The 26,254-nt window shown below is 55.3% G+C and carries 22 protein-coding genes; 10 read left to right on the forward strand and 12 right to left on the reverse strand.

The features are described 5' to 3' along the window. The first annotated feature begins 59 nt into the window (after window positions 1-59). From BXY66_RS20740 to lpdA, 6 genes are all read left to right on the forward strand, one after another. On the forward strand, window positions 60-161 hold the full coding sequence (locus BXY66_RS20740; RefSeq protein WP_425057065.1) for a DDE-type integrase/transposase/recombinase: 102 nt from the start codon (window positions 60-62) through the stop codon (window positions 159-161). A gap of 558 nt (window positions 162-719) precedes the next feature. Then, window positions 720-1,973 (forward strand): glycerate kinase type-2 family protein, encoded by a 1,254-nt coding sequence (locus BXY66_RS01830; RefSeq protein WP_132858475.1) that lies wholly within the window; start codon window positions 720-722, stop codon window positions 1,971-1,973. 442 nt (window positions 1,974-2,415) lie between these two features. Continuing rightward, the gene (locus tag BXY66_RS01835; RefSeq protein WP_132858476.1) at window positions 2,416-3,651 is read left to right on the forward strand and encodes a thiamine pyrophosphate-dependent enzyme; all 1,236 of its coding nucleotides are present in this window, start codon (window positions 2,416-2,418) and stop codon (window positions 3,649-3,651) included. Window positions 3,652-3,654: 3 nt separating this feature from the next. After that, on the forward strand, window positions 3,655-4,668 hold the full coding sequence (locus BXY66_RS01840; protein WP_132858477.1) for an alpha-ketoacid dehydrogenase subunit beta: 1,014 nt from the start codon (window positions 3,655-3,657) through the stop codon (window positions 4,666-4,668). A 7-nt stretch (window positions 4,669-4,675) separates the two neighbouring features. Then, window positions 4,676-5,962, forward strand: coding sequence for a dihydrolipoamide acetyltransferase family protein (locus BXY66_RS01845; protein WP_132858478.1), 1,287 nt, complete (start codon window positions 4,676-4,678; stop codon window positions 5,960-5,962). Further along, window positions 5,963-7,321 carry a dihydrolipoyl dehydrogenase gene (gene lpdA, locus BXY66_RS01850; protein WP_132858479.1) on the forward strand — a complete coding sequence of 453 codons (1,359 nt, stop codon included), beginning with the start codon at window positions 5,963-5,965 and terminating at the stop codon, window positions 7,319-7,321. 64 nt (window positions 7,322-7,385) lie between these two features. On the opposite strand, the gene BXY66_RS01855 is transcribed toward lpdA, so the two are convergent. The 11 genes from BXY66_RS01855 to BXY66_RS01905 all read right to left on the reverse strand — a co-directional run bounded on the left by BXY66_RS01855 (window position 7,386) and on the right by BXY66_RS01905 (window position 21,403). After that, a complete protein-coding gene (locus BXY66_RS01855) occupies window positions 7,386-9,179 on the reverse strand; it encodes an ABC transporter ATP-binding protein (protein ID WP_132858480.1) in 1,794 nt (597 codons plus the stop codon). Window positions 9,180-9,457: 278 nt separating this feature from the next. Next, complete coding sequence (locus BXY66_RS01860; protein WP_132858481.1) at window positions 9,458-10,069, reverse strand: molecular chaperone TorD family protein; 612 nt, start codon at window positions 10,067-10,069, stop codon at window positions 9,458-9,460. Then, a complete protein-coding gene (gene torA, locus BXY66_RS01865; RefSeq protein ID WP_132858482.1) occupies window positions 10,070-12,535 on the reverse strand; it encodes a trimethylamine-N-oxide reductase TorA in 2,466 nt (821 codons plus the stop codon). Between the two features lie 9 nt (window positions 12,536-12,544). Then, window positions 12,545-13,729: a pentaheme c-type cytochrome TorC gene (torC, locus tag BXY66_RS01870; RefSeq protein WP_132858483.1), complete on the reverse strand. Its 1,185-nt coding sequence runs from the start codon at window positions 13,727-13,729 to the stop codon at window positions 12,545-12,547. Between the two features lie 81 nt (window positions 13,730-13,810). Next, on the reverse strand, window positions 13,811-13,984 hold the full coding sequence (locus BXY66_RS01875) for a periplasmic nitrate reductase, NapE protein (RefSeq protein WP_132858484.1): 174 nt from the start codon (window positions 13,982-13,984) through the stop codon (window positions 13,811-13,813). A gap of 179 nt (window positions 13,985-14,163) precedes the next feature. Further along, entirely contained in the window at window positions 14,164-15,180 is a 1,017-nt protein-coding gene (locus BXY66_RS01880) for an ABC transporter ATP-binding protein (RefSeq protein ID WP_132858485.1), read from the reverse strand. Further along, on the reverse strand, window positions 15,180-16,433 hold the full coding sequence (locus BXY66_RS01885) for an MGH1-like glycoside hydrolase domain-containing protein (protein ID WP_341785783.1): 1,254 nt from the start codon (window positions 16,431-16,433) through the stop codon (window positions 15,180-15,182). Before BXY66_RS01885 ends, BXY66_RS01880 begins: the two co-directional genes overlap by 1 nt. Further along, window positions 16,430-17,635 carry a carbohydrate ABC transporter permease gene (locus tag BXY66_RS01890; protein ID WP_132858486.1) on the reverse strand — a complete coding sequence of 402 codons (1,206 nt, stop codon included), beginning with the start codon at window positions 17,633-17,635 and terminating at the stop codon, window positions 16,430-16,432. The genes BXY66_RS01885 and BXY66_RS01890 overlap by 4 nt, the downstream gene beginning before the upstream one ends. Next, the gene (locus BXY66_RS01895; protein ID WP_132858487.1) at window positions 17,635-18,879 is read right to left on the reverse strand and encodes a carbohydrate ABC transporter permease; all 1,245 of its coding nucleotides are present in this window, start codon (window positions 18,877-18,879) and stop codon (window positions 17,635-17,637) included. Before BXY66_RS01895 ends, BXY66_RS01890 begins: the two co-directional genes overlap by 1 nt. A gap of 72 nt (window positions 18,880-18,951) precedes the next feature. Then, the gene (locus BXY66_RS01900) at window positions 18,952-20,304 is read right to left on the reverse strand and encodes an ABC transporter substrate-binding protein (RefSeq protein WP_132858488.1); all 1,353 of its coding nucleotides are present in this window, start codon (window positions 20,302-20,304) and stop codon (window positions 18,952-18,954) included. A 31-nt stretch (window positions 20,305-20,335) separates the two neighbouring features. Then, window positions 20,336-21,403 (reverse strand): LacI family DNA-binding transcriptional regulator, encoded by a 1,068-nt coding sequence (locus tag BXY66_RS01905; protein ID WP_132858489.1) that lies wholly within the window; start codon window positions 21,401-21,403, stop codon window positions 20,336-20,338. A gap of 253 nt (window positions 21,404-21,656) precedes the next feature. On the opposite strand from BXY66_RS01905, the gene BXY66_RS01910 reads away from it, so the two are divergent. From BXY66_RS01910 to BXY66_RS01925, 4 genes are all read left to right on the forward strand, one after another. Then, window positions 21,657-22,430, forward strand: coding sequence for a DeoR/GlpR family DNA-binding transcription regulator (locus tag BXY66_RS01910; protein ID WP_132858490.1), 774 nt, complete (start codon window positions 21,657-21,659; stop codon window positions 22,428-22,430). A gap of 109 nt (window positions 22,431-22,539) precedes the next feature. Then, window positions 22,540-23,124: a TRAP transporter small permease gene (locus BXY66_RS01915; protein WP_132858491.1), complete on the forward strand. Its 585-nt coding sequence runs from the start codon at window positions 22,540-22,542 to the stop codon at window positions 23,122-23,124. Further along, window positions 23,124-24,620, forward strand: a complete 1,497-nt coding sequence (locus BXY66_RS01920; protein WP_132858492.1) for a TRAP transporter large permease — start codon at window positions 23,124-23,126, stop codon at window positions 24,618-24,620. Before BXY66_RS01915 ends, BXY66_RS01920 begins: the two co-directional genes overlap by 1 nt. Window positions 24,621-24,653: 33 nt before the next feature. Next, window positions 24,654-25,712 carry a TRAP transporter substrate-binding protein gene (locus tag BXY66_RS01925; protein ID WP_132858493.1) on the forward strand — a complete coding sequence of 353 codons (1,059 nt, stop codon included), beginning with the start codon at window positions 24,654-24,656 and terminating at the stop codon, window positions 25,710-25,712. Window positions 25,713-25,769: 57 nt separating this feature from the next. Here BXY66_RS01925 and BXY66_RS01930 read toward each other — a convergent pair whose 3' ends face one another. Beyond that, complete coding sequence (locus tag BXY66_RS01930) at window positions 25,770-26,243, reverse strand: tetratricopeptide repeat protein (RefSeq protein WP_132858494.1); 474 nt, start codon at window positions 26,241-26,243, stop codon at window positions 25,770-25,772. Window positions 26,244-26,254: the final 11 nt, after the last annotated feature.

Raw genomic sequence — 26,254 nt, forward strand, 5'->3', positions numbered from 1 at the left:
TCGAAAATCCGCAAGAGACGATCGCATTCGATGCCTTGCACTCGAACTGAACTTGGCACCTGTGCGAGATGCTCGAGAAGATCAGCGGAGAGTGGTGCCACATTTGGCGCTCGGTTGATCGCGAGGGTGAAGTGTTGGAAAGCCATGTGACAGAGACGTGAGTTAGGAAGGCAAGGTACAATCATAACCGACAGCCTCCGCCCTTACGGTTCGCTACGAAGGAAATTGGCAACGCCGACTAGCAAAAACTGGCCGCTGGTTGAACAACAGAGCAGAGAATTCTCATCTTCCAAGTTAACGAAGAGGTAGGGCGAAGTTGTGCTTCTGGCGAAGGAGAAATCTGCAGAAATTCGCGTCCGCCAACGCCTCTGTTCTCAACCTCTTCAATTCGGAGCGCAGTCTCCATTCCAGAAAGATTCCCAACTGAACCGTGGCGCTGCTCCGGTTGGGGGGCGTTTACTCTGTACCGACGGAATTCCGTCCTAGCTCAGACGATTTTGAATCTGTCTGTGGAGACGCTGCAGCACGCACGCGGATGAACTTTCGCTCTTGAATGCAATTCCAAGTGGGACGTAGGCTGCGGCCAGTCGGTCGCGGTAAAAGCGTGCTTGTCGAAAACCTGTCGTATCACTGTCTGGTCGGCGCAATAGACATCGGAATGGTTGCCGTGTGTTGGCGTGATCCGAGATTGCGGTGACGGGCCGGTATTGGAGCTTTGATTGGACAACCCTGAAACGTTTTTAAGAGACTTGTTTGCGCGCGCTGTGGCCGTCGCCGATCCAATGGCATCGTTGGCAGAGGCTTTGCCTCCGAAACCGGAAGGGCGTGTCGTCGTTGTCGGTGCAGGCAAGGCAAGCGCCCGGATGGCGGAAGCTTTGGAAGCGGCTTGGGGGGCATGCGAAGGTCTTGTGATCACCCGATATGGGTATGAACGGCCTTGCGAAGGGATCACAATCAGGTCAGCCGCACATCCGGTTCCGGACGCAGCAGGAGAGGCCGCAACGCTCGAAATGTTGGAGCTGCTGTCGTCGCTGGGAGAGACAGACACGGTTATCGGACTGATCTCGGGCGGGGCTTCTTCCTTGCTGACTGCGCCTTTGCCCGGTTTGACGCTTGACGATTTGCAGTCGGTCAATTCGCAACTGCTGGCGTCCGGCGCACCGATTTCTGTGATGAACGCTTTGCGAAAGCATCTGGACCGCGCCAAGGGTGGGCAACTTGCTGCCGCGGCCTTTCCGGCAAGGATGATCAACTTGTTGATCTCTGATGTGCCGGGTGACGATCCGGGCATGATTGGATCTGGTCCGACTGTCGGCGAGACTGGTGTTTGGCAGGACGCAATTACAAAGGCCGCTGAATTTGGTGTCGAATTACCGCCGCACGTTCTGGCGGCGATGGAAGCTCATTCGAGCGTTGTTTCGCCCGATGATACGCGATTGTCGACAACGGAAAACCGGCTCTATGCATCACCAGCCCGTAGTCTCGAGGCCGCTGCCGAGCTCGCGCGGTCGGTGGGTGTCGATGTGGAAATCATCGATGATGCGCTTGAAGGAGAGGCACGCGAAGTCGCCCATGATCAGGCCCGCAGGGTGCTTGCGATCGAAGCTCCTGTAGGGGCGGTGGTGTATCTTTCCGGCGGCGAATTGACTGTCACGCGGCGGGGAAATGGTGTCGGCGGTCCAAACGCCGAGTTTGCATTGGCTCTTGCGGTGGCGCTCGGTGCTGCCCCTGGCATTCATGCAATCGCCTGCGACACCGATGGTGTTGACGGCGCCGCCGAAGTTGCCGGTGCGGTTATCGGTCCAAGAACTTTGGCCAAGGCACAAGCTGCAGACGTGGATCCTGAAGTCGCATTGGCCAGAAATGACGCTCACAGTTTCTTTGAGAAAATCGGTGATCAGGTTGTGACGGGGCCGACGCTGACCAACGTTAACGACTTCCGTGCAGTTTTGCGTTTGCCTGCCAATAGCTGATGGCTGGACGCTCTTTCGCGTGCAGGAGTAACAGCCATGGAGCCGGATGCACGAATTGAGCGTTTTAGACGGCTGTGTGTTACGCGTCTTATGTTGTGGCGGAGACTTCGAAGGCTGCACAAAGCATTGCTGCTGCTGCAACTTGACTCTGCGGCAAAGGGTGGCTTTTGCGAAGTTGGTGGATTTCACTAAAAATCAAGAGCATTGCCGAGGAAAGCTCTAAACTGCCCGGCTGAGATGGGTGATTTTGGGGAAATGTCGCCGCTCCCTGCATATATGGTAGTGATACTGACCTATTTGGTCAGGCCGTGGTGGAGGCGTGCACCAATGTCGCTATCTCGCGGACGTAATCCACGCGTGTTGTTGGGAGCATCACGTCGTTTCAGAACACACAGACCGTTTTGGCCCGCCATTTCCGGCCGAACGTACTTGGAGGAGACTCATGACAGAGGCTGTCAAACCGCTTTCGCTGAATGTGCCGGAGCCGGGATGCCGTCCCGGCGATACCCCCGACTTCTCCGATTTTGAAATTCCGCGGGCAGGTGCGGTTGCGCAGCCTGATGTCGATGTGGACCCCGACGATATTCGCGATCTGGCATTTTCGATTGTACGGGTGCTGAACAAAGAGGGCGATGCAGTCGGTGACTGGGCAGGATCGTTGAGCGTGGACGAATTGCGTGCAGGTCTCCGTCATATGCTGACTTTGCGGACGTTCGATGCACGGATGCAGAATGCACAACGGCAGGGCAAAACGAGCTTTTACATGCAGCATCTGGGCGAAGAGGCGGTGTCTTGTGCTTTTGCGCGGGCGTTGCAGCCAGGCGACATGAACTTCCCAACTTACCGTCAGGCGGGTCTGTTGATTGCCTCGGAGTATCCGATGCTGACGATGATGAACCAAATATATTCAAACGCGGAAGATCCGCTGGCCGGACGTCAGTTGCCAATCATGTACTCGTCGAAGGAACACGGGTTCTTTTCGATTTCCGGCAATCTAGGAACCCAGTTCGTGCAGTCGGTGGGCTGGGCAATGGCGTCGGCGATATCGGGCGACACGAAGATTGCAACAGGCTGGATCGGGGATGGCTCCACAGCGGAAAGCGACTTTCACGCGGCAATGGTTTTTGCCTCGACCTATAAGGCACCGGTGGTTCTCAATATCGTCAACAACCAGTGGGCCATTTCCACATTTCAGGGGATTGCCCGAGGTGGTGTTGGCACGTTTGCTGCGCGTGGCCACGGGTTTGGCATTGCCTCGCTACGGGTGGATGGAAACGACTATCTGGCGGTGCATGCGGTCGCAAAATGGGCTGCAAAGCGTGCGCGTGAGGGGCATGGCCCGACGTTGATCGAGCATGTGACCTACCGTGCGGGTGGTCACTCAACTTCAGATGACCCCTCGGCCTATCGCTCAAAAAGCGAGGCTGCTGCCTGGCCTCTGGGAGACCCGATTGAGCGTTTGAAACAGCACCTGATCAAGATTGGAGAGTGGAGCGAGGACCGTCACGCGCAAGCGGAGGTAGAAATTCTTGATGGGGTGATTTCGGTGCAGAAAGAGGCTGAAGCCATTGGGACACTTGCGGGAGGCAAAGCCCCAAGCCCACGCGACATGTTCGAGGGTGTTTATGAAACCATGCCGCCGCATTTGATCCGGCAGCGACAGGAAGCGGGGTTTTAAAACATGGCACAGATGACAATGATCGAAGCCATCCGGGAAGCCCACGATGTGGCAATGGAGGCTGATGAACGCGTCGTGGTCTTTGGAGAGGATGTCGGTTTTTTCGGCGGCGTGTTTCGTTGTACCGCAGGATTGCAGGAGAAATACGGCAAGTCGCGGTGCTTTGATGCCCCGATCAACGAAAGCGGGATTGTGGGCACAGCCATTGGCATGGCAGCCTTTGGATTGAAGCCCGTTATTGAAATCCAGTTTGCGGACTACGTCTATCCAGCCTACGACCAGATTGTATCCGAAGCTGCGCGTTTGCGGCATCGGTCCAATGGGGATTTCACTTGCCCGATTGTAATCCGAATGCCAACCGGCGGCGGTATCTTTGGTGGCCAGACGCATAGTCAGAGTCCCGAAGCAATTTTCACGCATGTGTCGGGCTTGAAGGTGGTGATCCCATCCAATCCGCGCGACGCCAAGGGTTTGTTGCTGGCAGCGATTGAAGATCCCGATCCTGTTATCTTCCTTGAGCCCAAAAGGCTCTACAATGGCCCGTTTGATGGCCACCACAACAAACCCATCGAAAGCTGGAAGAAGCATCCTCAGGGTGAAGTACCGGAAGGCAAACAGATTGTGCCGTTGGGCAAGGCGCATATCCAGAAAGAAGGATCGGATGTGACCGTGCTGGCGTATGGCACGATGGTTTATGTTGCCGAAGCTGCGGCTGCGGAGACCGGCGTGGATGCAGAAGTGATCGACTTGCGAACTCTTATGCCGCTGGATCTTGATACCATCGTCGACAGCGTCAAGAAAACCGGTCGCTGCGTTGTCGTGCATGAAGCCACCCGTACGTCAGGTTTCGGTGCCGAGCTAATGAGCCTCGTTCAGGAGGCTTGTTTTTACCACCTGGAGGCGCCGATGGTCCGTGTCACAGGTTGGGACACACCGTATCCGCACGCACAGGAATGGGAGTATTTCCCCGGACCAGTCCGTGTCGGTGAAGCATTGCGCAAAGTCATGGAGGACTGAGGAGACCATGGGAGTTTTTGCAATCCGTTTGCCTGATGTCGGTGAAGGCATCGCAGAGGCAGAATTGATCGAATGGCACGTTAAGGTCGGTGACGTTGTGCGCGAGGATGATGTGCTTGCAGCAGTGATGACCGACAAGGCCGCGGTTGAAGTGCCGTCCTCGGTTGAGGGGCAGGTTCTGGAACTGGGTGCAGACATTGGGGATATGGTTGCTGTCGGCGCGGTTCTGATCCGCATCGAAGTCGACGGTGAAGGCAATGAAAGTGAAAGCGAGGACCGTGACACAGCGAACCCGGAACCTGCCGCCAAGGCGCCAACTGCATCCGAGTCTGAGCCAGTTGATGCCTCACCCAAATCAGAAACGAACCCGAAGAAAAAAAGCGTTTCCAAGACCGCACCCATGCCGGTGGCCCGTGCCAACGGAACCAAGCCGCTGGCTGCGCCTTCGGTTCGGGCACGTGCGCGCCGGGAAGGTGTCGATTTGCGTCAGGTGCCGGGGAGCGGCAAGGCGGGCCGGATCAGTCACGAAGATTTGGACAACTGGATCGCTTCCGGCGGAATTCAGCAAGGTTCCGTAACACGCGGTCAGAATACAGGGGTTGAAGAGGTTCGCGTTGTTGGCATGCGTCGCAAGATTGCGGAGAAAATGTCGATTTCCAAACGCCAAATCCCGCATATTACCATTGTGGAAGAAGTCGAAATGAGCGCTTTGGAAGACCTACGGTCTGCGCTCAACGCCAAACACAAGGGAGATCGGCCAAAGCTGACGCTTTTGCCATTCCTGATGCGGGCAATTGTGGAAGCCGTGCGGGAACAGCCTGAGTTGAACGCGCGCTATGATGACGAAGCGGGCGTTGTGCAACGCTTTGGAGGCGTGCACGTGGGAATCGCGACGCAGACTCCAAACGGTCTAAATGTACCGGTTGTTCACCATGCGGAAGCGGGCAATCTTTGGGACAACGCGGCCACGGTCGCCCGTTTGGCCGAGCAGGCCAGAGAGGGGTCGATAAAGCGTGACGAGCTAAATGGAGGCACCATTACGATCACTTCGTTGGGACCCCTTGGCGCGATCGCAACGACACCGATCATCAATCACCCCGAAGTGGCGATCGTCGGGGTCAACAAAATGCAAGTGCGCCCAGTTTGGGACGGGCAGCAGTTCCAGCCCAGGAAGATGATGAACATTTCCTGCAGCTTTGATCACCGTGTGATCGACGGCTGGGATGCTGCTGTGTTTGTGCAAAAACTAAAAACCCTGCTGGAAACGCCAGCGATGTTGTTTGTGGAGGGCTAGATGACCGACCTGAATTGTAAACTCCTTATCATCGGTGCTGGTCCTGGCGGTTATGTTTGCGCCATTCGTGCCGGGCAACTCGGCATCGACACGATTGTTGTCGACGCAGGTAAGCCGGGCGGCACGTGCCTCAATGTAGGCTGCATCCCGTCCAAGGCTTTGATCCATGCCGCTGACGAATTCCACAAAATCGCGCACGTGGGAGAAAGTCCCATAGGCATCTCAGCCGGTAAGCCAAAAATCGACATGGAGAAAACAATTGCCTGGAAAGATGGCATTGTTGACCGTCTGAACTCGGGTGTCGCGGGATTGATGAAGAAAGCTAAAGTGCGTTTTGTCACCGGACACGCCCGCTTTCTGGATGGCAAGACCGTCGAAGTGAAAAATGGAGACGAAACTCAGAGCATCCGAGCCGAGTACATTGTGATTGCTTCGGGCTCCGCGCCAGTCGAGTTGCCCTTTTTGCCTTTTGGAGGGCCAATTCTATCTTCAACCGACGCCTTGGCTTTGACCGATGTGCCTGAAAGCGTTGCGGTTGTTGGCGGGGGGTACATCGGGCTTGAATTGGGTACGGTCTACGCCAAACTTGGCGCCAAAGTTACGGTGGTTGAAGCCGAGGAGCGCATACTACCGCTGTATGACGAAGCCTTAACAAAACCAGTGGTATCGCGTCTGGGGGCGTTGGGCGTCACACTGAAGACGGGCACAAAGGCGCAAGGGTTTTCGGAAGGCGTTCTAGCCACCGACCAAGGGGAAGTTATTGCCGAAAAAGTGCTTGTGACGGTGGGGCGGCGGCCTCGCACAAGCGGCATCGGTATTGAGGAACTTGCCCTGACACAGGACGGCCCTTTCGTGAAGATCGACAAGTTTTGCCAAACCTCCATGCGTGGAATCTATGCCATCGGTGACGTGACTGGTGAGCCCATGCTGGCGCACCGTGCCATGGCACAGGGTGAAATGGTTGCAGAACATGTCGCCGGGCATTCAGTGGAATGGGACAAAGTCGCTATGCCTGCGGTTTGTTTTACTGACCCGGAGGTCGTGAGTTGCGGGGCCCTGCCAGGCGAGATCGAAGGCACCAAAGCAAGCGAGTTTCCGTTCATGGCTAACGGGCGCGCGATGACCACTGAACGCGAGGACGGGTTCATCCGCGTAGTGTATCGCGAAGCTGACAATGCTGTGGTTGGTATCCAAGCTGTGGGTGCAGGAATCTCGGAGATGTCGGCAGTTTTCTCACTGGCGATCGAGATGGGGGCCTGTCTGGAAGACATCAGCGCCACCATTCATGCTCACCCGACGCAATCGGAAGGTCTGCAAGAAGCCTGCCTGCGGGCATTGGGCCAGGCGCTTCATATTTGAGGAACGACAGTCGGGGCCGATGCTCTGCGACCCCGGCTTTTGTTCTGTTGGAGGAGAAAAGGGCTTATTCGGCGGCGTCTTCGGAGGCCGACTTTTGTTTGTTCGTCCTGGAGAACTGCTGGTCATAGAGGGCGCGGAACGCGCCGTCTTTTTCGAGCAGCTCTGTAGCAACGCCTTGCTCCACCACAGCACCGTCTTTGACCACCACGATTTTGTCGGCGCCAAGGACAGTGGAAAGACGGTGTGCGATAACGATCACGGTGACATCCCGGGTCAAAGTATCCAACGCGTCTTTCACCAGATTTTCGGACTCTGAATCGAGTGCGCTTGTGGCTTCGTCCAAGAGAAGAATGTCAGCTTTACGCAGCAAGGCACGCGCGATGGCAATACGCTGTTTTTGCCCGCCCGATAGAAAGGCGCCATTTTCGCCGACCTGCGTATCGTAGCCTTCGGGCAAGTCCGAGATAAACTCATGCGCGTGAGCGGCCTTTGCAGCCGCAACGATTTCTTCCTTCGTGGCGTCGGGAGCCGCGAAGCGAATGTTTTCTATGACAGAAGTCGCGAAAAGGAAGGTTTCCTGGCCAACAAAGGAAATTCGGCTGCGCAAAGAGGCAAAGCTCGCGTGCTGGATGTTCTGTCCATCAATTTCGATTGTGCCGGTGTCTGGGTCATAAAACCTCATTATCAGGCCAAAAATGGTCGATTTACCGCCGCCGGATTGACCAACGAGCGCGGTAGTTTTTTTAGCCTCGAAAGCGAGATTGATATTGTCGATTACCGGGACGCCGCCGTTGTAACTAAACGTGACATCATTCATATTTATGTCGCCGTCGCCCTTTACCAGATCACGTGCGTTCGGGCTCTCTTTGAGTGTGATGTCCTGATCTAAAAGACTGAAGAGCAGGCCAACGCCGACCATAAGAGCTTCAATTTGAACTCTCATTCTGGAAACCCTTTTTGCAGGCTCGTACGCCATCAAAAGAGCGGTAATAAAGGACATAAGCTGGCCGGCGGTGGGTGGCTCGGAGCCGCCAATACCTAAGGTGCTGACAACAAGTACGCCGGCGATCGCCGCACCTGCCAAAAGTTCCATAATCGGACCCGCAATGGACTGAAGGCGCACAATATCATTCGCGCGTTTCTCAACCTTTTTTACTGCGTCATCCATGCGCGCCATCATCCGGTCCTCTAGTGAGAACACCTTGATCACGCTAATGCCTGCCGATGTTTCTTGCAGAACTCGGATGATCTCGATCATCGACTTGAATTCTGCCTGCATTATGTTGCGGACACCTTTGAGCAGGTAGCGCACCCCATATATGGCAATTGGCCCAACGATAAACACGACACCGGACAACAGTGGTTGCTGATAGAACATAACGGCTATCAAGCCGACCAACGTCAACGTGTCGCGCACAAAACCAGTTGCCAGTACATCGATCAAACCGCGCGCGGCTTGAGCACCATTTGTGGTACGCATCAAAATATTGGAAGATTCATTTCCTGAGAAGTACGACACGCCTTGGCGGAGTAATTTGCGATAGACCTTGGCTTGTTGGGTTGCGACAATGCGATTACCTGCGCGGGCTAGAAAAACCGATTGGGTGTATGACGCTATGGCTTTCACCAGAAATAGGCCGATGATCCCCAAGGCAATTACACGCGCCCACCTCCGGCTCTCGGGGCTGGTCATTGCGTCAACGGTGTACTCCATCATAAACGCAGCGCCAGCAGTAGCCGCCGCCACTGCGACCATGGCCAGAATCGCGACGGCGTAGTACTTACCTTGGGCTTTGAAGCTCTCGACCACGAGGCGGCCCATGTATCCGCTGCGCCATTTTCTCCAGGCTGCGATCATTAAGTGCGTCTCCGGTCGATCAGTATTTTCGCTCGGTTCGTATCTTAGACTTACACGGCCCGAAAGGCAGATCCTGCATTTTTTTTGCGACAAGAAATCGGTTTTCAAAGAACGTGTTTTTTGTGCCGTACTAATTAATCAAGGAAGTAATCGAAGAGAATTGGAAATCCAACACAAGAAGCAACTTTAAAATCCGGATTTCCGTAAGGGCATCCAGAAAACAGAAAAACTGCGAAAAGCGCTTTCCTAGCGGCGAGTAAGACATTGTGAAATTTCTGTTATGTTTTTCTCAACCCTTCCAGGTAGGAACGCGCAAGTTTTGCCAAAAGGGGATAGAATGCCGAACGGGTAGGGACCCTCTTGAAAGCAATTTCCCACCGCGGAAGCCAGTTCAGGAGTTCTGCGTCAATGAAGTCTTTCCAAGCAGGTTCCGGTTTTCCGGTGTCTGCTGACTGGAGCAACGCCGCAAGATACTCCAACTGGTAGGCTATATGGTCGGCCGGTTCATTGGATTGCTGAGCGCGAGCCATTCCGCGTTCACGTAACAACACAAGCATTCTGTCATGTGTACGCCCAAACACCGTTCCGCCGTTTTCGGTGTACAGCCCAGCATAGGGCTGGGCGTTGTTCTGTTCCCCGAGCAAAAACAAAGCAGCAAAATCAGATGCCAAGACGCGTTGCGTGTTTGGCATTTCGGCCAGTGTAGCCAACTCATTTTCAAAGTCACTTCGCAGAGAATCGATATCAGATATCTCTGAAATACGGTTGAGAAACGGATCCGCAGCGCCGGCGATGTAGGCCGCCAACTGTTCTTCAGTAACTTCCACGAAAAAAACTCCAGCCAGCCATCTACACAGGCTGGAGTCATCCAAATGTTCGGTGTCTTTCATTCAGAGCGAGACCTCGGTCGGTCCGCCGAAGGAAGTGACCGGAGGGGCGTCTCCCTCGAATTTCTCGATTTCAACCAGACAAGTGTTCGCCGAGGTCGCTTGCGAGAGTTTTGACGCTCCCACGTCAATCGTCAGAGTGTTGGGGTCCCCATATGTATCTAGAGCACCAATGCTTGCGTCGACGGGTCCATACCACGCGCCTTCATGAATACGGACGACGCCGGGTGCGTAGTCATCTGTTACCCGTGCACCTGCAAGGAGTTGGCCGCGATCATTGAAGACGCGGACGATATCGCCGTCCTCGATCCCACGCGCGGCAGCGTCTTCGGGGCTCATGTAGATAGGCTCTCGGCCTTGAACGGCGTAGGTCGCACGATATTCGTCAGATTCACACATCTGCGAGTGGAGACGCTGGTCCGGATGGCACGATTGTAGCCAGATCGGGTATTTGTCCGACATCGGTCCGCCATGTGATCGTTCGACCTTTTCCATCCACTTCGGGTGCGCCCCGCAGTCGTCGTATCCGAATTTTTCAATCGTGCGGCTCGAGATCTCGATAAAGCCCGAGGGCGTGCCAAGAGCATTGATTTCAGGGTCTTCTCGGAAGTCCGCGTGACGGGTCCAGTTTTCACCGCGATCAAATTTGACGATGCCTTGTTCCCAGAACTCTTCGAAAGAAGGCATGTCAAAACGACCCTCATTAGCCGAACGTGTGGTTTCGTAGGTCTGTTTGACCCACTCCATTTCGGTCATGCCCCGCGTGTATTCTTCGCTGCGCCCGAAGCGTTTGGTCAGGCCAGCAAAGATTTCGAAGTCCGTTTTCGAGTGATAAAGCGGATCGATCAGCTTGTGCATCGCGATGACGCCTGTGTTGGAATATCCTCCAAAGGTATCGAGGTCATTTCGCTCGAACTGGGTGCAGGCCGGGAGCACAAGATCGGCGTGACGACAAGTTGCGGTCCACGCGTAGTCGATAGCGATAACCGTTTCCAGTTGCTGGAACGCCTTGCGCATTTTGTTGCGGTCCTGATGGTGATGCCACGGATTACAGCCCGTGTAGACCGCCATACGCACGTCGGGGAAGGTGATTTCATGCCCGTTGTGCTGAATTTTGCCACCCGGGTTCAGCAACATATCAACCCAGCGCGCCACCGGGATGACGGCGCTTGCCCCGTTGAAATTTGTGTTGTCGTGCTCTGGTACTTTACCCAGATCGAGGTTGAGCGGGAATGCGCCCGGCATGCTGGCGCCGGTTTGAGGAACGCCAATTCCACTGTAGTGGTGAGAGTAACTCACTCCGCCGCCAGGCAAGCCGATCTGGCCGAGCATGGCAGCAATAATTGTGCCCATCCAGTATGGTTGTTCACCGTGTTGCTGACGTTGAACCGACCAGCCGAACAGAAGTTGAGTACGACCGCCGGCCATGATACGGGCAAAGTCGCGAATTTTGTCTGCATCAACACCACAGATAGGTGCAGCCCATTCAGGCGTTTTCTCGACACCGTCCTCTGCCTCACCCTGCACGTATGCAAGGAAACGTTCGAAGCCCAGAGTATAGATGTTCAGGAACTCTTCGTCATGCAAACCCTCGTTATAAAGGGTGTGTGCGATGGCGAGCATGAAAGCCACGTCGGTTTGCGGGTTCACATAGAATTGCTCCGCGCCAACATGTTTGTTGGTTTTGGTGCGGACCGGATCCACGCTGATGACACGCAGTTCGCCAGCGGCGATTTTGTCACGCATCTCGTCGAAATACTCCAGCGACTCGTGCGTCTCGCAAGTCCAGCCAACCTGAAGGTTTTTCATCGGGTCTGTCGCCCACATGACGATGGTATCCGCGTTCTCGAGGATCACGGGCCAGCTTGTGCCTTGCGAATACACTTCTGTGTTGCCGATGACGTAGGGCAGGATGGTTTGACCGGCACCTGTCGAATAGTCGCCCACTTTGCGGACATAGTTGCCATGCATGCCGACACCGCGGTTCATGTGGTTGATGCATGTGTGGAACATGCCCGTTTGGCGCCATCCGGTAGCGCCGGCAAAGAGGCCGGAAGGACCATAGGTGTTCTGGATGCGCTCCAGCTCTTCATAGAACAGGTCGAGCGCTTCGTCCCATGTGATGCGCACGTATCGGTTGTCGCCGCGTGTTGTGCGGTCTGCGTTCTCGCGATTATCGAGCCAGTCCGCTCGCGCCATCGGGTATTTAATGCGAGACGGGTTGTAGATAACGCCCTTGATCCCCTTGACCATGTCGGTGGGGTTTGGATCGTTTTCGTATGGCTTGATCTCGGCAACTTTGCCGCCTTTGACCAGCGCTTCGATTGCTCCCCAATGAGAACCGGTCAGACGCCAGGTGCCTGCGCTGCTTGTGGCGGCTTCAGCTGATTTTGTAAGCAGGCTCGGTCCCAGCAACGACGACGCCGCGCTGGCTGCCAAACCTTTCAGAACTGTACGACGAGTTGTCATAGCAATCTCCTAGTGCGAGTCGTTGAAGTCGGACGAGTGGTTCTGCAGATAACTCAAAACAAGCTCCTGCTCGACGGCGTCCATATTGGTGAAGCCGACCATTCCGTTGAATTGGGCTGGCCATGCATTGGCAGTGAAGTGCTCGGGGTCGGGTTGCGCGTGGCAGGTGCTGCACGAGGATTGGTAGCTTTCACTTGCCACATTCCAGAGTTGCTCGACATCCGCCACAAACCCACTTGCCGGCGCCCAGAGCGAAGTTTTTACCTCAACCCAGTCCAGACCAGTGTTGTCGTCGTTTTGAGGTTCGCCCGCAGAGATCAGCTCCGCATTCTGAGCGGTGTCGCGTTCCAGAACCGCGATGCGCATATTGCGACCAAAGTCAGCATATAGAACCCGCCCATAACCTTTGTCCTTGCGCCAGGCGGAAATATCGAGCCGCACCTTGTCGCCCTGAACTTCAGCTACTTCGACGCGGGCGGCCATGCCAAGGTTTCCGGCGGGGGTGGTAAACTCAGAATCCTCGTATAGCTCGACAGGTTTGTAGGAGAAGTAGTCCTCTCCGGCGCTGAGGGAGCTTGCCGCGCGGCCGTCGAGGGTTGCTACCACAGGGCTGGTACCCTCGCCGCGTTCCGGCAATTCGTGCGCAATACCTTTATGGCATTGGATACAGCCGGTGTTCAGCTCTGCAGCGGGTTTCATATAAAACTGCGCCTCGGCTGACATCTCATCCCAATTCATGCTGTCGTAGTCGTGGCAGTTGCGGCACTCCAGCGAGTTGTTCGCTTCGAGGCGAGCCCATTCATGGCGTGCGAGTTCCTCGCGCTTTGCCAAAAACTTCTCACGGGTGTTGATGGTGCCGAAAATGGCGCCCCAGACTTCTTTTGAGGCCTGCATTTTCCGAGCGATCTTGTTGGTCCATTCATGTGGAACGTGGCAGTCCGGGCAAGTGGCCCTTACGCCGGTCCGGTTTTCCCAATGGACGGTCTGTTGCAACTCGACATACACGTTGTCGCGCATTTCGTGGCAGCTGATGCAAAACTCTTCGGTGTTGGTGGCTTCGAGCGCGGTGTTGAAACCACCCCAGAACAGAATGCCGGTGATAAAGCCGCCGATCGACAGAACCCCAAGACTAATTGTGGCTGGCGGACGCTTTAGAACCGTCCAGAAATTCTTGATTGCTTTCCAAATGCCCATAGCGTGGCTCCTGTGCGAAGAGGTCTCGCGTATTCAATGCTGCGCCCCGTCCGCGTGGGCGGACAGAAGGTGACAAAGTTGTCAGAATTTTACGGTTGGTGGCCCGTTGATTATGTGGCTGATCCAAACGACCAACCCCCACGTACCCACAAAAGCAATCGCAAGCGCGGGAAGGATTACCAGCGTCAAAATTAGAAAAGTCGTCCACTCCCGCCGTCGAGAAGGGGCGGGCGTTTCGTCAGAACTTACATTCATTGCAAAGCCTCTGAGGATAAATCGGTTTCAATGAATGTAGTGTGCAAGGCGGTTTGCCTTTGCGTCAAGGGTTTGTTCCAACAGGCCCCTTCAACTTTTTTGTCTTTTTATCCCAAAGATTTGCCGGACGAATACGGAAAAGAGATCGCTTTTCTCGCAGCAAAAGTTGGCGCTTCGAGTTATATGAGGGCGAGCCCCTGCGCGTCGAACATGTGCAACATCTCTTGTGGTGCCGACAGACCGAATGCATCGCCCGGGCGACAATCCGCGGTGCCGTTGACGCGCACTGTGATTTGGCCAGCTTTTCCACAATTCAGTATCACGAACGTATCGGCGCCGAGGTATTCCAAAACATCAACAGTGCCTTGGACCAACCCTTCACCTGAAGGGACCAATTCGAGGTGTTCCGGTCTGATGCCGACCGAATCTGCACCTTCTGGCGCGGTTTTCAGGGCCACGGTTTCTGCGGGCATAACATTCATGCGCGGTGAACCGATGAATTGTGCCACGAACAAGTTTGCAGGCTTTTCGTAGAGCTCGCGGGGCGTGCCGACCTGTGCGATCTTGCCAAACTCGAGAACGACGATGCGATCTGCAAGCGTCATGGCTTCGACTTGATCGTGTGTCACATAGATCATGGTCGCTTTGAGCGTTTGGTGCAGTTTCGCGATCTCATAACGCATTTCGACGCGCAGTGCCGCGTCCAGATTGGACAACGGTTCGTCAAACAGGAAGGCCGTGGGATCGCGTACAATAGAGCGCCCTATAGCGACCCGTTGGCGTTGACCGCCGGAAAGGTCTTTGGGGCGGCGATCCAGATAGTCATCGAGCTTCAGAACGCGTGCTGCTTCGGCTACTTTTTCAGCAACTTCTTCTTTTGGAAGGCCGGCTGATTTCAAAGGAAAGCCAACATTGTCGCGCACGGACATATGTGGATATAGCGCGTAGGATTGAAACACCATGGCCAGTCCACGTTTGTTTGGAGGCTCTGCGGTTGCGTCCCGGTCACCGACCAAAATCTGGCCGCGTGAAGTTTCTTCAAGCCCTGCAATCATCCGCAGTAAAGTTGATTTTCCGCAACCCGATGGCCCAACGAAGATCACGAATTCACCTTCCTCGATTTCGAGGTCGACACCTTTGATTACCTGGGCCTGCCCGAACCACTTTTCCACGTTCTTGAGTGTGATGGATGCCATTAGGCTGCTCCCTTGTCGTCTTGTCCGGCCCACGTCAACCAGATGGCGGCGGTCCAACTGAAGTCGTTTCCACCGCAAGGGGTCGCATCAAGTGGATCGAAATACTCATAAAAACCGTGCTTGCGGATCAAAGCGGCGGTCTCGTCTCGGAGCCGCTTTTCAAGATCCGCGCGACCTGCATCTTTCAGGCCAATTGCCATGAGCGCATTCATCACTGGCCAACTTGGTCCACGCCAATATTTACGCGGGTTAAAGGATGGTGTCTCGGGATCGGCTGAGGGAATCCCGTAGGTCACGGCATTCCAAGCGCGCATGAGTTGCGTGTCGAGTTCGGGTCGCCCAGCGTTGGCCAAATACGCCAAAAACGCGCCGGACCCCAAAATGCCCGCGAATTCACCTGTACGGAGATTGCGGGCATCGTAGGCCTGCAAATTCGGATTCCAGATGCCGGACACAGACGAGCGGAGATTGTTGGCCCACGTTTGGACTTCGGAGGTGTCTTCTCCGAGCGCTTCGCCGAGCACGATCAGATCCTCGTGGGCTCTAAGGAGAATGAAAGTAATACCTGGGTCAGCCATCAGGAAAGGCCCTTCCGAGACTATTTGCTCCTGATCCCAATCCACCGAAACCCCGAACTGCACCATGGCGATGTATTTGTCATAGTCTGCCTTGGTCGGACGCATTGAGGTATCCACATGCCCGGTGTCGCGGCGCGTGTAGTCGCCAACGTTGCTTCCGTCCACGTCAGCCATCCCGATATCCCAGTCAGGGCAATTGTCGCGACCGCTTTCCCAAGGGTGGATGATTGCGGCGGGGCCGTGCGTGCATCGAACCTCCTGCCACCAACGATGCCAAGAGAGGAGTTTTGAGTAGAGCGCCTTGAGGCGGTCATGGCCCTTCTCCTTATCCTGTTCCCAGACCAACCGAGCCATGGTGGCCGCAACAGGAGGTTGAGAAATTCCGGATGTTTCCGGGGACTGTCCGGTTGCCCAAACATCGGGGCCAGGAAAATACCCAGGATCGGATTGGTGAAAAATGATGTGCGGGACCATGCCGCTGTTCCACTGGCTGGCAAACAGCGTATCTAGTTCGTCCCACGCCCGTGGGATGTCAAAAGTGGCCAGTCCCCAGGCGACGAAAGCGCTGTCCCAATTCCACTGGTATGGATAGAGGCCGTGCGTTGGGAGCGTGTAACCGCCCTTGTCATTCATGCGCAGTATCCGGCGCGCTTGATCATCGAGAGTCATGGTCATCCTTTGACTGACCCTGCGGTCAGTCCCTTTGTCATGAAGCGTTCCAGACCGAGGAACAGGGCCATGATCGGCACTGTCGCGATCACGGAGCCGGCCATAAGATGCTGGCGGGGGATTTCAGAGGAGTTCAGCGAGGCGATGCCGCGCGTGAGTGTAAATTTGGAAGGGTCGTCCAGAAGCATGAACGCCAGAAGGAATTCATTCCAGGCGATCATGAAGACGTAAAGCGAGACAGAGGCCAGGGCAGGTAAGGAAAGCGGTAAAGTGATTTTCCAGATCACGGCAAGGCGGGAGAGGCCATCCATCAAACCTGCCTCTTCGATTTCGGACGGCAGGCCGCGGAAGTAGCCTTGCAGCATATAAAGCGCGACAGGGATGGTGGTGACGGGATAGATCATCACGATGCCCCAAAAGGAATTGCGCAAGCCCGTCATCGAAAAGGCGATGTAGATTGGAAGAGCAAGAACGATCATCGGCACCATGTAAATCAGCAGGATCGAGCGCGAGAAGGCGGCTTGGCCCCTAAACCGCAGGCGCGCGACAGCGTAAGCACCAGGGATCGCAAAGGCCAGCGTGATAAAGACCGTGAGCACCGAGATGAAGAAGGAATTCATAAGGTAGGTGTCAAAGTTGAATTGCGTGAAAAGTTCCTCATAGGAGCGCAGCAGGTCGGTGCCTTTGGAGAGGTCGACAGAAAAATCCAGCGGGTTCTGCATCAACTCGGCCTGATTTTTCAGGCTGGTCATGAGCATGACGTAGAAGGGGATCAGCACGATGGCGGTAAAGAAGATGTATCCAAAACCGGTCAGGAAGCGGATCACGGCATGTTCGAATTCGTGGCGGGTGAGTTGGCCGGGGGCGATTTCTTCGAGGATTTTGGTGAGAGAAACAACAAAGATAGCTGCAAGCGTCAGAGTGCCAATTGTGCTGGCGGCGGGCGTCGTGTCTTCTCCGAACTGCAGTGCCCCCCAACCATAAAGACCGCTGGTTAAGAGCCAGCTTGCCATGAGGATCTGCATGGTGCGGACACGGTTTTTGTGGATCAATGCCATGCCAACCAAGCCCCCCCAAAGCAAGCTGAAGGAAAGGCTCGGCCGGAAGGCATCGCCGGTGGCAAAGGACATGGTCACGGCAACCGTCACCGACAGAACCACCATCCAGAGCGCGCCGAGAACAGCGGCGGTGAGATATCCACGGCGCATCACAGGCCCTCCTCGCGGCTGATATATTTCAGGAAGAAGATCGAGAAGGTTAGCAGGCAGGCAAAGATCACCACGGCGACCGCCGCGCCTGCGCCGATGTTGGAAATGGCAAAGGCCTGCTCATAGACGTTCACCGTCAATGTGCGCGTGCCCGCGTTGCCGCCGGTCAGCAGGAAGATGTCGTCGAATTTGTTGAAGGTCCAAATGAAGCGCAGCAGGAAGAGCACGCTTAGAATGCCCAAAAGTTGCGGCACGCTGAGATACCAGAATTGCTGAAAGGGGGATGCGCCGTCGATATCGGCGGCCTCATACATATCGCTATCGATGCTCTGCATGCGTGCGAGGATGAAGAGGAACGACAGCGGGAAATAGCGCCAGATTTCAAAGACGGTGACCATGATCAGAGCCAGCGGTCGTTCGCCGAAGAAGTTGATGGATTCCTGCGTCACGCCCATTTGCACCAAAAGCGCGTTGGCGGAACCGGAGAAGGGATCAAACAGGATCAGCCAGGCAAAGGCCACGGCGATCACGGGCGCAACATAAGGGAAGAGATAAAGCCCGCGCAGGATGCCTTGGCCTCTGAAGGATTTGTTCAGTAGAAGCGCTGCGAACAGGCCCACAACCAGCGCGCCGATGGTGCCGAAGACGGTATAAAACAGTGTGATCCACAGGACCTCAAAGAACTCTTCACCACTGAAGATGCGGGCGAAGTTGTCGAGCGTAAATGTGCTATTGGTCAGAATATTCGATGCTTGGCCAGTTGTTATCGCTGCGCTGTCCTGTGGTCGGATTGCGTTGTCTATAAAAACTTGATCGACTGTTACGGGAATTTTGATTTGTTCTCGCGCACCGGGTTCCCAATCGCCGAGATCACAGGTCAGGGCACGTCCTGAAAGGGTGCAGCGCTCATCCAGTTCAATTACCTTCAGACCATCTGGCATTACGTCCGCGAAGGTTACCCCGTTTATGGGCTGTTCCTGCGATGAATTTCTGAGCCGGTAGCGCAGGGTGGCTTCGCCTCCAGCGACGTCCTTGTCACCACGAATGTCCTCGCGCAGAACCACCTCTGGTGGTCGCAAATCGGCAAGTTTTACCGGTTTGAAAGAAATCCAGAAGATCGCCAAAAGCGGCAGGAGCACCACCAAAGCCACAGCCGTGATGGTGGGCAACAACAAGCCCCAGGCCAACCGGGCTTCACGCCGGGCCAGAGGGCCGGTGCCAACAGGGGGATGGGACTGTGCCATTAAAGGTGTCCTAATGCAGCGGAGAATTGACCGGGGCGCCCACTCACGAACGCCCCAGTCCGGGGAGTGACCTTACTCGATCGCCGCGATCGCCGCGTTGAGTTCAGCTACGGTGGCCGCAGCCTCCCGTTCGCCATCAATATATTCGCGTACCAAGCGATTGATGACTTGGCTGTTGATGATCTTGGAGGCAGCAGAAAGTTGACCGTCTGCAACGCCCCAGCGCTGGGCGACGTCCAGGCCGCCAACGATTTCGGCAATCATCTCTGCTTCATAAAGATCACCAAGCGGCGCCTTGCGGTCGACTCCAACGTCCAGCGTTGCCCAAAGGTCCGCGAATTGCGTTGGATTATCGGATGTACCTCGGCGCACAGGGAATTTGCCTTCCGGCGCGATCGCTAGCGTGGAGCCGTAACCTTCGCCCATAGAATACTGTACGAATTCCATCGCAGCATCTGTGGAGGCATCAGAAGTGATGCCGAAATAGCGGATGTCACCCCATGCTGCCCCATCCGGGTTGGACGGTCCCGCGAAGTTGGTCACAATGCCGGTCGCTTTGGCCAGATCTTTGGTCATTGGGTCGTCGTTGATGGTGGGTGGAGCGCTGTCGCGCAAGCCCGCCAGTTCATCAAGGATAAACGGGGACCAAATAATCATTGCAGCGTTGCCGCTGAAATAAAGCGTGCGTGACTGATCCCAGTACAGATCACCCGGAGGGGACGCTTCGGCAATCGCCTTGTAGAAATCCAGAACTTCAATCGTCGCGGCTTCGTCCAGTGCTTGCACTCCGTCTGGGCCGACAGGAGACACGCCGTTAGCAAGGAACACATGTTCCAGAACCTGGCTCATGAAGTTTTCGTCGATCTTGGTTGCGGCCACAAAGCCATACATCTCCGGCGGGCTGTGAAGCGCTTCGACCGCGGCCAATACGTTTGCGTAGCTGTTTGGTGGCTCTAGACCTTTTTCTGCAAACAGGTCAGCACGATAAACAAGCATTTGCGTCCAGCCATCCACGGGCACAGAGGCAAAGCCGCCGTCGACCGCAGCCATGTTCAGAGCACCTGGTGCAAATGTTGCCTGACCCAGCGCTTCGACGACATCGGAAGCGGCGTCAATATCGAGAATACCCGCTTCTGCCCAAGGAGCCGCGTATTGAAGAGTGTGGTAAATCACATCTGGCAGATCTCCAGCCGCAAAGGCAGCAGTGGCACGGGTGCCCAGATCATTTTCGGATACAGGAATAACCTCAACACTGTGCCCGGTCTTCGCGGCAAAGTCTGCTGCCATGGCTTCCTGACGCGCAAGGCGCTCTGGTTGTTCTTCGGTTGTCCAGAACCGAAGTTCCTCGGCCGCCAAAGCGGACGCGGACAGCGTGAGGGCCAAAGCCGCCCCGCTGCGCATTAACGCTTTCATTGATAGTTTCATTGTCTTCCTCCCGTTTTGAACGTTTTGTTCTTCAATTGTGATTTGGGACCGGTCCGGTTGAGCCTCGGTCAAGAAATGTCGCGCCGGCGGTTTTTCGCAGTGTTTCGGGCGCCTCGCCGGACAAACGCCTGATAAGAAGAGTGGCCAGTTCGACACCGGCTTGACGGCTGTCGACCGCGAACGTGGTCAGAGGAGGTTGGGCATGGCTGCCGTCTTCGATGCCGTCATATCCTGTGACTGAAAGGTCGTGACCAATGACCAAGCCGCGATCTGTGGCCGCGCGGTAGACACCTAGCGCCACATGGTCGACAGCGCAGACAATGGCGGTAGGCGGGTTTGCTGCGTCGAGTAGACGGGCAGCCGCTGCGTCGCCGTCCCGGCGGGTCACGGAGTCGCCCGCGACCAATTTGGGGTCAATTTCCAACCCGGCGGCAGCCATGCCGGCAAGGAAGCCTTCACGGCGTAGTTGGGCGTACGTGTAGATTTCACCGCCGTTTATGAAGCCAATTCGGCGATGCCCAAGTTCTGCCAAATGAAGTACGGCATCACGCATCGCATCCTCGCCGCGGATGTCAAACCAGCAACATCCGGTAGGATCAGCCTGACGCCCGAAAAGTACAAATGGCACCTCGGTGTCCCGTAGAAGGCGAACACGAGGGTCTTTCACCATCGCACGAGGGAGGATAAAGCCGTCCGCCTTGCCGTCGCGCCAAAGGTTTTGAAACACTTCACTCAGATGTGTGTCGTTGTCGGCCGCCGCAACCGTTAGCGTGTATCCTTTGGTGCTGGCTCCAGCTGAAAGCCCAGCAAGAAACTCCGCAAGGAACGGGCGTTGTGCGTCATGGTCTGACAGCTGAAGCACTAGGCCCAAGGAACGGGTTTGACCTGTTTTGATGGCCTGCGCATGGCTCAGAGGCTGGTAGTTCATTTGCTCTGCGGCGCGTTGAACCCGCAGACGAGTGGACTCTGAAATGTCGGGATACCCGTTCATGGCACGGGAAACGGTTGACTTGGTCATGCCAAGCGCATCCGCGACGTCGCTGATCGTGACGCGCGAAGCCCGGCCTTTCTTTGGCAGCAGCGTAGTGTGACTGGCCATTGTTCCTCCCTAGTAGAATCAAGGCTGGCTACCGAAACCGGTTTCGGCAAGGGTTTTTCCGAATTTCCGCTTAAGTTGGAGAGGGCCTTGATTAAAAGACGAGTTTCGGTTGCGGGCAAACCAGCGACCCCCATCGAGGATACGACACTGAAGACATGGTACGCCGAAATGAACGCTTCTCGGTACGAAACGCATTCAAATCTTGCGATTTGCTTTCGTTTGAGAGAAAAAAGGAAAGCTTTAGGAGGGGGATATGAAATCACGTGTGACAACGCGGGCTCGGCAGGCGGAAATTCTGAAGCTGCTCAAGCGTGATGGCCGTGCCATTGTCGATGATTTGGCGGAACTGTTGGAAACCACGCCGCAAACGATCCGAAAAGATCTGAATAGTCTTGCGAAGGACAACCAGATAATCCGCTTTCATGGCGGGGCGACTCTTGCCGCCGGGACGGAGTATGCCGGCTTTGATGTCCGTAGAGAAATCATGCGCGAGGAGAAGGATATCGTGGGGGCTGCAGTCGCCGCGGAGATTCCTAACCACTCCAACGTGATACTCAATGGGGGAACCACGACGTTGGCGGTTGCGCGGCATCTGGCACATCACGTTGGTCTAAAAGTTGTCGTGGATTCTGTGAATGTTGCCAATGAGTTGAGGAACTGTGTCGGAGTCCAGGTCATCGTACCTAGCGGTATTGTCCGGCACGCAGATGGCGCGATTCTCGGAGCGTCCACGGTTGACTTTATTCGTAAGTTTCGCGCTGACGTGGCCGTTGTTGGCGCGGCGGGCGTCGGTACAGATGGTGCGTTGGTGGACTACGATCTAGAAGAAAGCGCCGTGAGCGAAGCAATTATCTCCAGCGGTCGGAACGTGGTGCTGGCGGTAGACAGCAGCAAGTTCGGCAAGCTCGCGCCTGTGTCATTTGGGACTGTTGCCGACATTGGTACTATGGTCACTGATAGCCACTTTGATCCTGAGATGAAGGTTTTGGCCGAGCAGCATGACGTTCGGTTTGTGGTCGGAAGTTAACTTTCGAGTCTTGACGAATATGTTCGTTTTGTAGACTAATCGAAAAAAACGAACTTGAAATCACGCGACGACGTGATTCCGACGCGACTTTTGGGAGGATGTTTCGTCGATGCTCTTCATTCTGCGCCCACTTGCTTGGGTAAATACTGTCATTTTGCGCTTAGGGCGCCACATCTCGGTGGTGGCCTTGGCCTTGATGGTGGTGGTGATCCTGACGCAGGTGTTCTTCCGCTATGTACTCAACAATGCTTTGGCATGGCCTGATGAGGCGGCGCGGTTTCTGATGTTGTGGATGGTCGGCCTGATGGCTCCCTCTGCAATGCGCTGGAGCGGCTTTGTCGCAATCGACACTCTACCGAGCGCTTTACCGCGGGCTCCAGCTCTGGTGTTGACGCTCGTGCTGCTTTGCATGTCTCTCGGCGTGCTGGTTTTGGCTGTTCAGCACGGCTATGCCCACACCTTCGGCTTCGGCGGTAAGTTCGATAGTTCTTCTCTGCGCGTGCCATTGGAGTGGGTCGGTATGGAAGGCTTCAAAGTGAAGCTCAAGTACATGTACGGCTCGCTTTTGACCTGTGTGGTTTTGCTGATTTCCGTCACCGTCGAGTTGGTTTTGCGCACTCTGCTCGAACTGTTTGACCCTGATGCGGAGCAACCCAGCAAAGACGAACTTGAAGCCATCATGGGGGCGGATTGATGCTGTCTTTCTTTTTACCGCTTTTCCTGGTTTTCCTGATCATCGGTCTGCCTGTCTTTTTTGCCCTGCTCTTGTCACCGGGCCTATTGCTTTGGATGAACGGGCAAGAGCGGGATATCGCGCTGTTGTACCGGAATGTCTACAATGGCATGGACAGCTTTCCGCTGATGGCTCTGCCCTTCTTTGTGCTGGCGGGCGAATTGATGAACCGCGGCGGAATCACAACCCGGCTCGTAGAGTTTTCGCAAGCCTTGATGGGGCATCTGCGCGGCGGGCTTGCCCACGTGAATATTCTTTCATCAATTCTCTTCGCGGGGCTTTCCGGGTCTGCGGTCGCCGACACCTCGGCTTTGGGCTCCACGCTCATTCCGGCGATGGAAAAGAATGGGTACACGCGAAAATTTGCGGCAGCGATCACAGCTGCGAGTTCTGTCATTGGGCCGATCATTCCGCCGTCGGGCATCATGATTATCTACGCCTACGTCATGGGCGAAAGCGTGGCCGCATTATTTCTGGCTGGCATTGTGCCGGGCGTTTTGGTCGGGGTCGGGCTAATGGTAATGGTGCGGTTGCTCGCGGACAAATATGACCTGCCAAAGGCGGAGCGTATCGTCACGGCTGGACAAACAATCTCTCCAATTGAGGCGGGGGTAAGTTTTGTTCTGCTACGCATCAACTTCGCAGGGCTGCTCATGGGGTTGTTCGCCGGAATCGCGGTAATCCTTAGGTCGAGTGGCGTCGAGATATCTGTACATAACGGTTTGGTCTTCCTGATCTTCCTGCCTGTGGCCCATCTTATTCTTCTGCGCGTGCGAAAAACGGTCAGCGCGGATTTCCGTATTATCTGCAAGAAAGCGGTTGTACCTCTCCAGACGCCCATCATCATTCTTGGCGGCATTCTAGTTGGTGTGTTTACGCCAACCGAGGCCTCGGCTGTCGCCGTAGCCTATGCATTGCTTGTGGGTTTCTTCATTCTGCGACTTTTGAAGGTTAAGGACCTGCCTGGCATTCTGATGCGAGCCGCGCTGTCTTCCTCGACCGTACTTCTTCTCGTGGGCGCGGCTGTGGCATTTAAAACCGTTGTCAGCCTCAGTCATGCTCCGGAAACGATGGCGGGCTTTATCCTGAGCCTTTCCGAAAACCCGTTGATCCTGCTCTTCCTGATCAATGTTCTCCTGTTTGCGGTGGGCATGTTCCTGGATGCAGGGCCCGCCATCATTATTTTGGGCCCAATTTTGGGCCCGATCTTTGTCGATCTGGGTGTGCACCCCGTGCACTTCGCCATTATCATGAGCGTTAACCTGACCGTGGGCTTGGCAACGCCCCCCATGGGATTGGTGCTTTTCGTGGCGAGTTCGGTTTCCGGCGAGAAAGTCGAGACCATTGCAAAGGCAATATTGCCATTCTTGTTGGTGGAAGTCCTCGTGATCTTCCTCATCACTTATGTGCCTGCCATATCCATGACCATACCAAGACTAACTGGATTTGTGCAGTAACATCAAACGCTTGAACTAATCAGGGAGGAAAATATGTTCAGCAAAACCTTTAAGGCAGTGGCGACTGCGGCGCTTATGGCGACCACGGCTGTTGCAGCGCAGGCGGCGGATTTCACCATCCGTGCAACTGCCAATTCTAATGAAAACGACGAGGACTATGACGGCCTTGTCGTATTCAAGAACTTCGTCGAAAGCGCGTCGAACGGCGCAATTGCAGTCGAACTGTTCATTGGCACGCAGCTGTGTGCGAAAGGCGCGGAGTGTCTACAGGGCGTGGCTGACGGCACCATCGATGTCTACATCTCCACTTCCGGCGGTGCGTCGGGTATTTTCCCATATGTTCAGGTGCTTGATCTGCCATATCTGATGGCGAATGACCGCATCGCGGAGCAAGTTCTGGCAGGCGACTTCACACGCAAGATGCGTGAAATGGCACTCGCGGATTCCGGCGATGCCATCCGTCTGATGACTATCGGCAATACCGGTGGCTGGCGCAACTTTGCCAACACGAAGCGTCGTGTTGCGTCTCCGTCCGATATGGAAGGCCTAAAGATCCGCACAGTGGTAGCCGACCTGCCGCAAGAGCTGGTGCGCGCCCTAGGTGCGTCTCCGACCCCGATCCCGTGGCCGGAATTGTTCACTTCCTTCCAGACCGGTGTTGTTGAGGGCTCCAAGAACGGCATCACCGACATCATGGGCATGAAGTTCCCTGATGCCGGTCTGCAATATGTCACGCTGGATGGCCACGCCTACATGGGTGCGCTGTGGTGGATGAACAATGCAAAGTTCATGTCCATGCCAGAAGACATGCGTCGTGTGGTTGTTGACGGCTTCTCGGCTCTGCAGCAGGCAACCTTTGCCTCGCCGAAGCGCAAGTCTATCAAGGCCTATGAAGATTTCGTTGCAGGCGGCGGTGATCTCTATGTTCCCACACCGGACGAAAAGGCTGCTTTCAAGGAAGCCGCGGCACCTGTCTATGACTGGTTCAAAACCAATGTGAAGGGTGGCGAAGAAATCTTTGACGCGCTGACTTCAGCCGTTGCTGAAGCTGAAGCCGACATTGAAGCCGGTATGGCAAAAGACTTGAACTAAGTCTTTTTTCCTAGCGTTGAAATTGGTGGTGGGCCGTAGCGGCCCACCCCGCGAAAATCACCGGAATGGATAAAGCCAAGTCCGGTAGTCATCCACAAGAATATGGGCTTTTTCGATTTGCTCGTCCGTCATCTTTTTCACCACTTCCTCAAGGGAAATGGCCGCATCAGGATCGCCTCCGATCGCGGAAAGCGTGTACCACATGTAGGCACGTATGAGATCGGGTGCGGGCATGCCACGGCCGACTTCATAGTACCACCCGATGCCGCTTTGAGCGCCGGCATGGCCTTTGAGAGAGGCTCTCAGGTACCACTCAAAAGCGCGGATGTCGTCGCGTTCAACGCCCAACCCGAGGGCGTACATCACGCCAATCAGTTCTTCGGCCTCTGCGTTGCCACTATTTGCGGCCGGAAGGAGCTCGGCCATCGCTTCTTCAAAACGCTTGGCATCCATCAGATCACGTCCGGTTTCGATCTCTGCAAAAACCGGACTGGCAGACGCCAAAAATGCAACAAAAACAAAGCGTTTCATATTTCTTCCCT

It is taken from the genome of Shimia isoporae, assembly GCF_004346865.1.
GTDB lineage: Bacteria > Pseudomonadota > Alphaproteobacteria > Rhodobacterales > Rhodobacteraceae > Shimia > Shimia isoporae.